5 protein-coding genes are annotated in these 14,037 nt (G+C 65.9%); all 5 read left to right on the top strand.

Annotated features, from left to right (window positions below; translation table 11 throughout):
* The first annotated feature begins 40 nt into the window (after positions 1-40).
* The 5 genes from G4L39_RS02310 (at position 41) to G4L39_RS02290 (ending at position 14,023) form a co-directional block, all read left to right on the top strand.
* A complete protein-coding gene (locus G4L39_RS02310; protein ID WP_205880717.1) occupies positions 41-3,097 on the top strand; it encodes a PVC-type heme-binding CxxCH protein in 3,057 nt (1,018 codons plus the stop codon).
* A gap of 287 nt (positions 3,098-3,384) precedes the next feature.
* Complete coding sequence (locus G4L39_RS02305; RefSeq protein WP_165105585.1) at positions 3,385-6,618, top strand: immunoglobulin domain-containing protein; 3,234 nt, start codon at positions 3,385-3,387, stop codon at positions 6,616-6,618.
* Positions 6,619-6,679: 61 nt separating this feature from the next.
* The gene (locus tag G4L39_RS02300) at positions 6,680-7,453 is read left to right on the top strand and encodes a PEP-CTERM sorting domain-containing protein (protein WP_165105584.1); all 774 of its coding nucleotides are present in this window, start codon (positions 6,680-6,682) and stop codon (positions 7,451-7,453) included.
* A gap of 161 nt (positions 7,454-7,614) precedes the next feature.
* Complete coding sequence (locus G4L39_RS02295; RefSeq protein ID WP_165105583.1) at positions 7,615-10,530, top strand: hypothetical protein; 2,916 nt, start codon at positions 7,615-7,617, stop codon at positions 10,528-10,530.
* Positions 10,531-10,621: 91 nt separating this feature from the next.
* Entirely contained in the window at positions 10,622-14,023 is a 3,402-nt protein-coding gene (locus G4L39_RS02290) for a glycosyl hydrolase (RefSeq protein WP_205880716.1), read from the top strand.
* Positions 14,024-14,037 lie beyond the last annotated feature (14 nt).

Genomic DNA, 14,037 nt, shown 5'->3' with positions numbered 1-14,037 from the left:
GGCGCGGAAGCGCCATGCAACAACCCAGGGAACCGCTCCCATGACCGGGCACGGTCGCGTCGGGCTCATGGGCCGGCCAGCGGCAACTGAAGCCGGGGCCCACGGCCCCTCAAACGCGGTGGGGGACAACGGCCGGGCGACGGCTCGTCCCAGCGCTCGTTTGCGGAGGCGGGGATCCCTGGCCCTCGGAGTTTGCCTGCTCTGCATTGCAGTGTCTGCCCGGGCCCGGGCACAGACGACCAACGCCGCGGCCCTGGAGTCGGAGTTCCAGCTTGCGCCCGGGTTTCGCATCCAACTGGTCGCAGCCGAGCCCCTGGTGTTTGATCCGGTGGCCATGGCCTTCGACGGCAACGGCCGTCTTTTTGTGGCCGAGCATCGGGCGTTTCCCGAGCCGGATGAAGCACCGCCGCACCTGGGCCGAATCCGACTTCTCATCGACACCGACGGGGACGGCCGGATGGACGTCAGCCACGATTTCGCCGACAACATCGCCGCGCCTTCGGCCCTGTTCTGCTGGAGCAACGGCGTCCTGGTCGCGTCCGGTTCGCGGGTCATTTTTTGCCAGGACACCAACCATGACGGGCGTGCCGACGTTCAAGAGGTGATTTATTCGGGGCCCGCACAGCAGCGGGGTCGGGCCGGGAACGGCCTGTGGATCCGCAACTGGGCTTGGGGCTGGGACAACCGGTTGCATGCGGCGGCGCGCGGGTTGGGTTTGACTCTCCTACCCTCGCCCGAGCAGGACGCACTCAGCGCGGGACTGGACGACCACGACCTGGCTCTGGACCCCCTCAGCGGGGTGGCAATGGTGGAGAGTGGTTACGGCGCCAGCGCCGTCGCGTTTGACGCCGAGGGTTGCAAACTGGTGGCGCAGCCGGCGCGACCGGTTTTGGAGGAATTGTGGCGGACGCCCCATGTGGACCTGGCCCGGGGGCTCGTGCTGCCTCCGGCTCTCCATGACCTGACCGGACCCTTGGCCGAGCAGCCCCTGACGGCTGTTCCATCCGGCGGCCCGGTCACCACACACCGTCCGGGCTCACCCCCTGCGCGACGGTGGTTTTCGGAGGTGACCGCCCTGACGGTGTACCGCGGCGCCCTGTTTCCCACCGCGTACAGCAACGATGTGTTTGTGGCGGATGCACGCGCCGGCGTGATTCGCCGTTACAAACTGGTGGGGACCGGCCCGGAACGCATGGCCCTGCGCCCGGCGTCGGATCGCTCGGAGTTTCTCGTCAGCACCAACCCCTGGTTCCGCCCCATGCAACTGACCGTCGGTCCCGAGGGTGCCCTTTATGTGGTGGACCTGCACCGGGAATACTTTGACCTTCACCCGCCCATGGAATCGGCCGCGGAGCCACACGACCGCGCCCGACACCAGCGGGGGGCCGACCGCGGCCGCATTTACCGGATTGTACCCGAAAAGTTCCGGAATCCGCCCGCGCCCCAACTCGAAGAAGCGCCCCTTCTCGAGGTATTGCGTGCCCTTGCACACTCCAATGTCTGGCAAAGGGAAACGGCCGCCCGTTTGATTTACCAGCGGCAGGACCGCACGGCCATCCCCCTTCTGAGCAACATGCTGGCGGTGGCGCGCAACCCCATGGCGCGCGAGGCAGCGCTAAATGCCCTGGGCGGTCTCAATGCGTTGCACCCGGCGATCCTCAGCCGTGCGTTGCAGGATACCAACCCGGGCGTGCGTCTTCAGGCGGTACGCTGGATGGCGTCCATGGCCGATACCGGCACACGCGTGCCGGAGAACCTCTGGGTGCCTCTGCGGCGGCTCAGTTCCGATCCATCACCCCGGGTGCGATATGAACTGGCGCTGCTGACGGCGCGGTACGTCGTGCCCGGTCGCGAGCTGACGCTACTCGACATCGTGCGCCGTCAGCCGGAAAGCCCTTACACCCGCGCGGCGGTGTTGCTGAGTCTGGCCCGCGAACCGGGCGATTGCATGGCCATGGCCGTGCTGGACCCGGTTTTGACCCGTCATCCCGGCGGGCGACTGTTCCTTCAAGATCTGGCCCGGTTGCTCGGGCGCTTGCAATACACCCCCGGGATTCAGCAGGCGCTCACCTTCGTTCAGCGGACCGAGGACGTCGAGCTGGCCCTGAGCCTGCTCAGCGCCCTTCAGGAGGGCTTGCAGGAACGGGGCGACACCCTCGCCCGGCACGCACCGGCGCATGTGTTTGAGCCGGCCTGGCAGCGGGCGCTGGTGATGGCGGACAATCGCGGACTGCCCGTAGCCACCCGGCTCGATGCGATCCGGCTCCTGCCCGCCCTGCCCTATGCGGTCACCCACGAGGTTTTGGCGGCCAGGCTCCTTCCGATTGAACCGGCCCCGGTGCAGGCTGCCGCACTGGTCGCCCTCGGCATTTATCAAGGGACCGATGCAGCCGCCCTGGGGGTCCGGGCCTGGCCCGGTCTTGCGCCGGAGGCGCGCCCGGTGGCCTGGCGTCTCTGGTTGGCGCGGCCCGAGTCGGCCGTGGTCCTGTTGGACGCCGTGGAGCAAGGGCGGTTTCCGCCCTCCCTGTTGCGGCCGTGGGAGAAGGATTGGCTGCGGCGGTACCCCTCCCTGGCGGTAAACAGCCGGGCCCAAAAACTCTTTGGCCCCCCGCTCGAAACCAATCGTGTTGAGCGCCTGCTGACGCTGCGAACCAACCTGCCCGCCCAGGGCGTCCCCGCACGCGGACGACTCTTATTCCAACAACACTGCGCGTCCTGTCACCGGTATCAGGGACTGGGCACGGTGTTCGGCCCGGACCTTGAAGCGGCCGCCATGCGGGGCCGGCATTATGTGCTCCAACGCCTCCTCGAGCCGAATCAGACGATCTCCAGCCGGGCCGAACTGCGTTGGGTGGACACGGCCGACCGCGGTTACCTCCTGGGCGCGGTGGTCTCGGAAAACCCGGCAGGCGTTTGGGTTCGCACCGTGGATGGCGAGACCCTGACAGTCTCGCGGCTGACTCTGCGGTCCATGAGTTCGCTGGGCCGATCCGCCATGCCCGAGGGTTGGGAACAGGTACTCACCGTCAACGAGCTGGCCGATCTTTTATCCTTTCTTGTCCCCGGCCGGGCCGACTCTGCAGATGGCAGGCGGTGACCCGCACCGGAAGCTGCGACCCCAAGTCTCGAACGCAGACCGTGGACCGGTGCGGCAGCCCCGCCCGTTCCCGGCGTGGCAGTGCCTCCTCCGCCCACAATGGCGTCACCCGGCTTGCCCCGGCCACCCCCGGGCCCGTCTCCACGGGCCCTTGGCCCTGCGAAAGGGCATCCCCCGATCGGGGGATGGGCATTCCGAGAGGGCGGATGGTAAAAATGGTGTTGGTTTACACTAACAACATCGGGCGACACAGGCAGGTCCCAATGGGAGGTAGGGAGGAAAACGCGATGTCGAACGGTAGAGGCGTTATGCGCGAGCAGATGCGGGACGGCAGGAGTTGGGTGTTGGGGGCGACCTGTGCGGTCCTGGCCCTGACGGCGGCCTTGTGCCGGGCCATTATCGTGGGGCCGTATTCCCCCGACGCGCACACGCTGCATCTCTGGCACTTCGACGAGCCCGCTCCGCCCGTCACCAATGCGGTGCCCGGTGGACTGGAACTGAGCGTGCTGGGGGGCGGAGCCGTCCTGACCAACGTGTCGTACCCGGGCTTTGGCGGTTCCCTCTCCACCTACGACGGCGGCCCCAACGCCACGGCCGGGACTGATCGCGACGCCTACGCAGCGCCGCGCACCCTGGTCAACGGCACCGGAGACAACGTGAGCCTGACATACGCCGATCCCGTAACAGGCGCTTTCACCATCGAGGCCCTGGTCCGGATCGACTTTGACCCTTCGGTGAACTACGGACCGACAACCAGTGGCGGGAACGGCCGCGGCGCGCCCATGCAAATCGTCACCGGCGAGGACGAGGCCAATGGCGGGCGCATCTTCCAGTTCCGCATCGTCCCCATCGGCGTCATCAACAACAATTCCTACGTGTACCTCGAGTTCATCAACGTCCACCAGGCCGTGGCACCCATCGAAAACCTCTTCGTGCCCATCCCCACGGACGGCCCGGACGCCATCCAGCAGGGCCAATGGTATCACGTCGCCGTCACCTACAACGGCAGTGAAAACACGCCGGACAATCTCCGCTTTTACTGGACGCGCATGGATCCGAGCCGGACCGAGGCCAACCTGATCGGCACGTTGACCATGCTGAACGATCTGCCCGTGGCGCCCACCGACTTCGTCGTCGGCAACATCGGGCGAAACCCCTCGCAGAATAATTTTGTCGGGCTCATCGACGAGGTTCGGATCAGCAGCATCGCCCGGCCGCCCAACGGAATGATGTTTGCCCCGCCCCTGCCCGTGGTGGTGACACAGCCGGAACCGCAAACGCTGGCGGTGGGCCAGTCCTTCACGCTCTCCGCCGCCGCCTCGGGTCAGCCGCCGCTTTACTACCAGTGGGAACGAAACGGTCAACCCATTCCCGGGGCCACCCGGGAGGTTTACTCCGTGAGTGTAGCCGGCCCGGCTGACAACGGGGTCTACCGGCTTGCGGTGTCCAATGCCGCCGGCGTGGTCTACAGCGATCCCGTGACCGTACAGGTGCGCAACCCGAACCAACTGGTCTGGATGCCACTGCCGAGCTGGACCTGGAACTTCACCGATGCCAACTGGGACTCCAACAACGATGGCCAGGCCGACACGGCGTTTGTGGGCGGCGACCGCGTGCTTTTCAACGACGCGGGTCTCTACGCGCCGGTGGTTTACGTCGAGGCTCCGGTCAACCCCAGCGAGATTCGCGTCAACACCGTGGGTGAGTATCAGTTGACCACCTTTAGTGGGGCCGGCCTGGTCAACCGCACCCGGCTGATCAAGGAGGGCAGCGGCACCCTGACGCTGGACGTGGATCACCTCGGCGAAGGTACAACGGAAATCCGCGGCGGCACCCTTCAGGTCGGCTCCGGAGCAGGCAGCCGGGGCAGTCTGCCTCGCGGGGCCGTCACCAACCAGGGCACCTTGCTGTTCAACCGCACCGGTACGTTGAACCTCGAAGGACCGCTCTACGGGTCCGGCACCTTGATCAGCAGCAACACCGGCACGTTCCGTCTCCTCGGCACGAACGGACTGGAAGCCGCCGCCCGGGTGATCGTCGAGCAGGGGTCGCTGGTCTTTGGGCCCGGGGCGCTCGGCTCGGTTACGCAGGTGGTGGTGCGGCCTTTCGGCCCGTTGCTGGGTAGTATCTTTGGTTTGACGGGCGGAACGGTCGTGGACTCCAACGTCACCGTCCGGCTCTTCTCCACCAACTGGTCGGACGGGTTCTCCAGCTACGACTGGCGCTCCAGCATTTGGGCCGAAAGCGGGTCCAACACCGTGCATGCCCGGCTCCTCCTGGCGGGGAACAACACGATTTTCCTCTCCCAGGAAGCGGGCGCGTGGCTGGAAGTGGACGGTCCGGTGGAAGGGCCGGACTTCACCTACCAGTTTGCCATGCGCGGAAACGGCGCAGGCCTGTTGCGCAGCCGCGTCCAACTGCCCCAGGGCGCGCTGGCCAAAACCGACGGCGGCGTATGGACGGTGGCCGGCGACGGCCGGGCCAGCACCTACCAGTACGTCCTGATCGTTGGCGGTCGCCTGGCCATTGACAACGATGACGCGCTCTGCCCGTCGGCTTACCTCAGGCTGGGCAACGGGACCTTCGACCTGGCCGGTTACAACCAGACCGTCGCCGGCCTGAGCAACGAGGCGTCCGGCCTGCGCCTGATTGCCAACAGCAGCACCAATCGGGATTCAATTCTCACCGTGGCCACGGATCGGCCCTGGACCTTCGACGGGCAGATCGCTGACAGCACCGCCGGCGGCACGCGCACCGTGGGCCTCACCTTGCGCGCTTACGGCGGGGCCACGCTCACCTTCACCACCACGCAGCCCTACAGCGGTCCGACGCGGATCGAATCCGGTCGGTTGATCCTCATGGGTGAGGCCGGACTCCCAAACACGGCGTCGATCTGGATCGGCCCGGGAGCGGCTCTGGACGCCACCGCGCGGTCGGACGCCGCCTTCACGGTGGCTGCGCATCAAACCCTGTCAGGTGCGGGAACCTTCCAGGTGAGCGGCAACCTGACAAATATGGGCGTACTGGAACTCACCGTTGGCAAGACCAACGGAGGGATCGTTGCAGGGCGCCTCTCGGTCTCCGGCCACATGCAATTGGGTGGTGTGCTACGTCTCGTCTTGCAGGGTCAGGCACTGGCGGCCGGCGACCTGTTGCCCCTCATCCAGGCCACCAGCATGGCGGGCGCGTTTGAGCGGATCGAACCTCCCACACCCGGCCCGGGTCTCCAATGGGACACCAGCACGTTGGCGACCGACGGGACCTTGCGGGTCGTGCCCGGCACCACCCCTGAACCGGTCATTGGCCAGGTGCGGCTCGAAGGGGGCAGTTTGGTGCTGCGCGGTACCATGGGAATTGCCGGCGCCTCCTATACGGTGGTGGCCAGTCCGGATGTCACGCGGCCGTTGAGTCAATGGGAGCCGGTTGCCTCCGGCCGGGTGGGTTCGGACGGTGGATTTGAGGTGGTTGTGCCCGTGTCCAACACCGGGCCCGCGATGTTTTACCGGTTGCGGTTGCCTTGACGTAACCGGTGATGGCTGCGCAGCTCAAGGCAATGCGACAAGGTCGGAAACACGTGAAACCATGAGAAAACAACTCGCACTCCTGATCCTCGGCGCGGGGCTGGCCACTGCGTCGGCCCAGCTGACGATCTATAATCACCAGTTCAACGGCTCCGGCGGGCCACTGAACGGCACACCGGAGACCGTCAGCGGCGTGGCGTGGCAGGCCGGATCGGTCTTCCTGGACAACGGCGTCGTGCAAACCTTGGTGGCCGGCTCGGCCAACGGCCAGGCCGCCTGGTTGCCCTTCACGCCACAAGACGGGCTGATCTACACGGCCACCGCCACAATCCTGAACAATCAACCGAACTGGATCGCGTTTGGATTCCTGCCGGCCACACCGCCGGGAGGCCTGAACTGGACAGATACAAGCTTCCAGGTCCGCCACTCCAACAATGGCGCCTACTTGTGGGCGCTCACCCGCAACAATCCCACTGCGGCAGATCAACAGGCCTTCGTGGGACCCAACACCAGTGGCGGTCTGGCTGACTTCAACGGCGACCTGGCGGATCCCTCACAGCCGGTGGAGATCAAGATCGTCCTTGATACCACGGCAAGCACCTGGACCGCCGAGTTCTTCCTGAACGGCACGAGCCGGGGGACCGTCAATGTGCCGGATGCGGCCAAAACCGCCATCGGCGGTATTGGGTTTAGCCGCGACCGCAACGCCACGGACAACCCCGGCGGCGCGATCCAATCCTTCACCCTGACGGTCGTGCCTGAGCCGACCACCGGCGCACTGCTGCTGACCGGCTTGGCCCTGCTCGCCGCAGGCCGCTCGCGTCGAGCTCTGTGACGCACGAGCCGGGTCGTACAGACCCATTGCCGGGGCCGTCCGGTTCGGCAGCCTGATGGTCATGCCGGAACCGGACGGCCTTTTTGTCCTCAGGCACGCAGGCTTGATCCACGCCCACTCGACCGGTCCGTCAGTTCCACCACCCGATGCCCATACCATCGATGCCGCATAAAGCCTTCGCCGACCCGGCAAGTGATCGGAATCCGCATCGCCCTGTGCCGGACCCGGCCACCGCCGACCGGGTACGCGCCCCGCTTGCACTTGCGTTGGCTCTGCTGATCGTGCCCGGCCGGGCCGTGTCGAATCCGCTCTACCTGGAGGCATTGCGCGATTTCGAGCGCTACGGGGAAACGATCTGGCGGCAGGCCACGCACGCCGGGGCGCCGCCGGGGACGGGCTACTGGGGCGACGGCAACAGTAGCGGCAACGGCGGCATTCGCGGGTCCTGCGGCGTGGCGGTGGCTTGTGCCACACTTGTGTACGCCGATCCGGACGCACCAGAGACAGTCCGACGTCTGGACCAGCTGCGGCAGGCACTCGAATACGCGGCCCAGACCCACGTGACCGGCCCGTATCTGTGCCGGGACGGCCGCCGGTGGGGTCGGGGCTGGCAAACCGCCCTCTGGGCCGGGTCCATGGGCCTGGCCTGTCTGCTGGTGCAGGACCGGTTGCCCTCCAACACGGTGGCCATGGTGCAGCGCGTTGTGGCTGACGAATGCAACTACCGCGCCGCCATCCCGCCGGCCTCCGGCTACATCGGCGACACCAAGTCCGAGGAAAACGGATGGAACAGCAATATCCTGACCCTGGGTGCCGCGTGGTTGAGCGGTCATTCCAACGCCCCGGCGTGGTTGGATGCGGCCAAACGCTACCTGGTGAACACCTACACCGTGGCGGATTCGGCCGGCGACCCCTTGGCCCCGTGGATTACCACCACGACGTTGTATCCGAGCTACGCACTCGAAAACCACGGGTTCTTCCATCCCACCTACCAAATGGTGGGTGGTATGTCCCTGGGAGATTCTCTGCTGATGGCACGACTGGCCAACCCGGCCGTCGCAGCAGAACTGGAACCATTTGCCGAACATAATGTGCTCGAGGTCTGGAACCGCATACTGGCGCCGCTGTTGCTCGACTCGAGTGACTTTGCCTATCCGGCCGGACTGGACTGGGAACTGCACGACTTCGAGCACAACAGTTACCTGGCCTGGTTGGCCACCCATTTCAATGACCCCCTGGCCCGGTGGGCCCACGAGCAGGTCGCCCGGCTGGTGCGACACCGGCAAATGGTGAACGGCGATGGCACGTTTGTCGGCCCCAGTGGGGGCGGGTTTTACCGGGAAGCCGTGGAGGCCCGCCGCACCGCCATTGCCTGGCTTCATACTCGGGTCAATGCCCACCCCACCGGGCCCATCGAACCGCCCGGCCCCTCGTTCCTTCACCTGCCCGACGTTCGCGTCATTCATCTCCGATCCGACCGCGGCTCATTCTCGATCAGTTATAAACCGGGCCGTGTCATGGCCGTGATTGAACCGGCGGCGCGGTCCATTCCCGAGGAGGCCTTTCTCACCACACCCCGGTTGCCGGGGATTCTTGGCCTGGGTCAACTCGGCCCGCCCACGGACGCCGCGTTACGGGAGCTGCAGACGTTCTCCGGCGGATTCCAAGCCACCCTGGCGCTGACCAACGGCACCGCCGGCTGGACCCTGGCACAGGTGTTTTGCGACGGCCACACGTTTGCCCTGATCGAGGTGCCGTATCCGACCGGTGCCCCGGCAACCGCGGACCCGGCAGCGTTCATCGGTGGGATCGAAAACGACCCGCTCACCGGCGGGGTTCGGGGTCTCACGTGGAGCGGCGGCCGAGCATGGATCACCAACCGCTCAGGAACGGTAATCCAGATCACCAACCGCTGGGTTTGTGTGGATGACCGCCACGGCGTGGTTGCAGGTCCGGCGGGCTGGTTCGAATACCGGGCCGCCAGTGGCTACAACATATTGGGGGCGGCCGAGGATCAACTGCGTTTTCTACCCCAGGCACCCGCCGGCGTTCGGTGGGCCATTTGGTTCCCTGCGCAAACGGCTGCGGAGCTGGAACAACACGCCGCGCAGGTCCAATGGCAGACGGACGGCAGGTTCGGCCGGCTTACCTGGCCGGGCCGGGACGGACAGCTCCGGACCATGGAAGTGAACCTTCCACAAAGCGATCCGTATCCACCCTACCCCGTTCCGCCCAGCCGGGGCGCGGCTTCCTCCACCCAGGGCAGTTACACCTTCGATCGTGTCCTGGACGGGCGCCAGGATACTTTCTGGGTTTCGCTCTACGGGCCCACCAACCGGGCCGAATGGTTGTGGGTGAGTTGGGATCGTATGGTGGCCCTCTCCGGAGCCACTCTGTGGCCCCGGACCGACAACGGCGGCTACGGACCCAGTTACGTCCGGCTGCTCCTAGATGTCCCGGAGCCGTTGCCCGGAAGCAATCCACCTCCCGGTGGCCGGTTGGTCTATGAAGGGCCCGTCCCGCCTGACGCACCCCTCCAGGTCACCTTGCACCCTCCCGAGGTCGCGACCAATGCGCTGTGGCTCCTCCTGGGGGCTTATGACCGGGGGAACACCAACCAGCCCCGAAACGTCCAGGTTGCCGAGCTGGTTTTCGTCGAACGCGCTCGCGCCGGCACCTACGGTCACTGGGTGCTAACCCGGTTTCCATCCGACCGGTTGGAACAACCCGAACAGGTAGATCCACAAGCCGACCCGGACCAGGATCAACTGCCCAATCTGTGGGAATTCGCCACCGGCACGGATCCTCTCAATCCAGGCTCGGGCACCGCCGGCTGGGGCCCCGGCGGCTACAACGCAACCGAGGTGAGTTGGACGATTTTCCGCCACCCCGCCCCGATCGGTCTGACTGAAACTTTCCTCCAATCCACCGACCTCCGGGGCTGGAGCCCGGTCAGCCCGATCCGCCAGAGGCGAATCGGCTTTACGGGCGCGGCCGAGGTTTGGGAAGTTGTCTTTCCGCGCCTGACCGAGGCGCGCTTTTACCGGATCCAATACCACCTGGAGTTCGATCGCTGACGGCTGTGAAAACTCTGCCATGAGGTTGCCCAAGGTCCAACGAATTGCCCAAACGGTTCCAACCCCTGTCCCGAGGGGACCCAATCGCTTCGTGCAAGCCGCCCTTTCCATCCGGGCCATCCCGGGGATCATGACCCGGTTGCTTCATGGCCTCCTTGCAATCGCGCCACTCCTCGGCCCGCACGAGATCCGGGCAGGGGCCGACCCGCTGGAAAGCGGCTTTGAGTCGCCACCACCCGAAGCACGGCTGCGAGCCTACTGGTGGTGGTTGAACGGCAACGTTACGGCCGAAGCCATCACGCGTGACCTGGAGGAAATGAAAGCCAAGGGCTTCGGAGGGGCTATTCTTTGTGACGCCGACGGTTCCAATCAGGACGGCAACCAGCGCGTGCCCCACGGCGCCACCTTCCTCTCCCCCGAATGGCTGAAACTTTATCGGCACACGCTCGACGAGGCCGCCCGGCTGGGACTCGAAATCAGTCTCAACATCCAGAGCGGATGGAACCTCGGCGGCCCGATGGTCCCGCCCGAAGACGCCCCCAAAAAACTGGTTTGGACCTTCACCCGCGTCCACGGACCCACCCGGGCCGTATTGGCCCTCCCACGGCCCGAGGCCCGCGACGGATTCTACCGCGACCTCTACGTCCTGGCGTATCCCTTAAAGCCGGGGCCAGCCCGGGACGAGGCCGCCCCCGAAATCCACGCCAGCTCACATCAGGAGCCCCATCCCCCGCACCAGGCCCTGGATGGCGACGAGCAGACCTGGTGGGTGTCCGATGGAAAAAACCCCGGTGACGGCCCCAGACCGGATCAACCCGAATGGCTCGAATTGCGATTGCCAACGCCCAAAGAAATCCATGCAGTCGGCCTGATCCCCCGACCCGATTACGGACCGCGCGAAGCCGAACTCTGGCTCTCTGAAGACGGCCGCGAGTTCCGGCTCCTGCGCCGTTTCCGGGCCGCCCGACAGGGCGTCACCCGCGTCGAATTCCCAACCGCCCGTGTCCGGGCCGTCCGGGTGGTTTTCCTGCGATCCCGCGATCCGCGGTTCCCGGACGCAAGCCGCAATGTTCAAGTGGCCGAGCTCTGGCTGGAAGGTAACCAGGGCATTCTCCCGCCCGCCAGAGGTCGCTCGCGTCCCCTGAAAAACTGGGCCCAAAAGGCCATGCACCGCACTCTGGAACCCTTCTCGGCCCCCGATTCGAGGCCCCTCTTCGAAGAATGGCCGGAACATCCCGGCGAGGAGGATCTGCGCGCAGAAACCGTGCTGGATATCAGTCACCACATGAGCCCCGACGGGCATCTGGAATGGGACGTGCCCGAGGGCGACTGGGAGATCCTCCGCCTGGGCTACACCCTCAACGACCACTGCTACGTCTCCACCTGCAGCGAGGGCTGGGACGGTTACGCGATCGACCCCTTCGACGACGGCGCGTTCCGCCGCTATTGGGACGCCGTGGTGGAAAAACTCATCGAATACGCCGGCCCGCACGTCGGTCGCACCCTCAAATACCTCCACACCGACAGTTGGGAGGTGGAGGTGGCCAACTGGACACCCACCCTGCCCCGGGAGTTCCAACGACGCCGCGGCTACGACCTCAAACCATGGCTGCCCGTCCTGGCCGGCCGCATCGTCAACAGCCGCGAGGAAAGCAACCGCTTCCTCAACGACTTCCGTCGTACCTTCGGTGACCTGGCCATCGACCATCATTATCGGCTGTTCCGCGACGGAGCCCACCGACACGGCATGCTCATCCACCCGGAAAGCGGCGGACCGCATGCCGTCCCCATCGACGCCCAACAGTGCCTCGGATTCAACGACGCGCCCATGAGCGAGTTCTGGGCCTGGTCATGGCGCCACCGGGTGGGCGACGCAAACCGGTTCTTCGTCAAACAACCCGCCTCGGCCGCCCACACCTACGGCCGCAAACTGGTGCTGGCGGAGGGATTCACCACCATCGGACCCCACTGGCAGGAGACCTTGTGGGACAACCTCAAGCCCTCTTTCGACAAAGCCTGCACCGAGGGCATGAATCTCCTGGTGTGGCACGCCTTCGTCTGTTCCCCCGAAAGCGAGGGCGTGCCGGGCCAGCAGTATTTCGCCGGCACCCACCTCAACCCGTTGGTCACCTGGTGGAACAAGGGACGGCCGTTCTTCGACTACATCAACCGATGCCAGTTCCTCCTCCAACAGGGCCTGTTCGTCGCCGACGTGGCCTTCTACTACGGCGATCATGTCCCCAACTTCGCCCAGCTGAAGAGCAGCGATCCTGCAGGCATCCTGCCGGGCTACGACTACGACGTGGTCACCGCAGAGGTCCTGATCGAACGCATGGAGTTCCGCAACGGTCGGTTTGTCCTGCCCGACGGCATGAGCTATCGCGTCCTGGCCCTCCGCGACCTTGGCGTGATCTCACTCCCGGTGCTGCGCCGGCTCAAAACCTTCGTGGACCAGGGCGCCATTGTCGTGGGACAACGCCCCCGCAGCCCCGGCACCCTCACTGATTACCCCCGTTGCGACGCGGAATTTCACGCCCTGGTGGAAGCCCTGTGGGGGCCCACCGGCGCACCACCACCGCGCCTGACCGCGCAGGGGCCCATGCCGCGACGAATCATCGCCGACCGCGGAGCCCGGGACGTTCTCAGGGAACTCGGTGTTCCACCCGACTTTGAGTGGACCCCGCTTCCGGGTGCCGGCCCTGCCGACCTGGATTACATCCACCGCCGTACCGACGGCGCAGACATCTACTTCGTCGCCCACCGGGGCACCAACGCCACACGGGTCCGCGCCACATTCCGCGTCCAGGAAAGGGCACCGGAATTGTGGGACCCCGTCACAGGCCAGCGCCGCCTCGCCCGCGATTACCAGCTCGAAGGTTCCCGCGTTTCCCTCCCCCTCGAGTTCGCCCCCTGTGGTTCCTGGTTCGTCATCTTCCGCCACCCCGCAACAATGCACCCGCCCACGGGCCAACCCAATTTCCCAAGTTACCGGCCGGTTCAAGAAATCCAGGGGCCCTGGAGGCTCCGGTTCGATCCCGCATGGTCCAGCCTGACCGAGGTGCGTCTGGACCGGCTCATCAGCTGGACGGAACACCCGCACCCGGACATTCGCCACTACTCCGGCACGGCCCGATACGAGGTCACATTCCATTGGCCGCCGCAGGATCTCACCAACAATCCGCCCGCCGAAGTCTGGCTGGACCTGGGCGACCTGCGTGAACTGGCCGAGGTCCATCTCAACGGCGTCTCCTGCGGCATCGTCTGGACGCCCCCCTTCCGGGTGCCACTGAGCCCCGCCCTGAGAAATGGCGAGAACCGGCTGACCATTGAAGTGGTGAATTTCTGGCCCAACCGACTCATCGGCGATGCCGGCCTGCCGCCGGAGCAACGTCGCACCCGCACCAACATCCGCAAGTTCGGGCCGGACACCCCACTGATGCGATCCGGACTGTTCGGCCCGGTCCGGCTCCTAACGCCCGTCCCCGGCACATGACGAGGGCCCCGGCG

Origin of the sequence: Limisphaera ngatamarikiensis, from assembly GCF_011044775.1 — a bacterium.
In the GTDB taxonomy this organism is placed as follows: Bacteria; Verrucomicrobiota; Verrucomicrobiia; order Limisphaerales; family Limisphaeraceae; genus Limisphaera; species Limisphaera ngatamarikiensis.
This window is presented reverse-complemented; position numbering and strand designations above follow the sequence as displayed.

Bases quoted from the DNA above. Each gene is read 5' to 3' on its own strand.
- G4L39_RS02305 (WP_165105585.1), top strand. From the start codon at position 3,385: ATGTCGAACGGTAGAGGCGTTATGCGCGAGCAGATGCGGGACGGCAGG.
- G4L39_RS02295 (WP_165105583.1), top strand. From the start codon at position 7,615: ATGCCGCATAAAGCCTTCGCCGACCCGGCAAGTGATCGGAATCCGCAT.
- G4L39_RS02310 (WP_205880717.1), top strand. From the start codon at position 41: ATGACCGGGCACGGTCGCGTCGGGCTCATGGGCCGGCCAGCGGCAACT.
- G4L39_RS02300 (WP_165105584.1), top strand. From the start codon at position 6,680: ATGAGAAAACAACTCGCACTCCTGATCCTCGGCGCGGGGCTGGCCACT.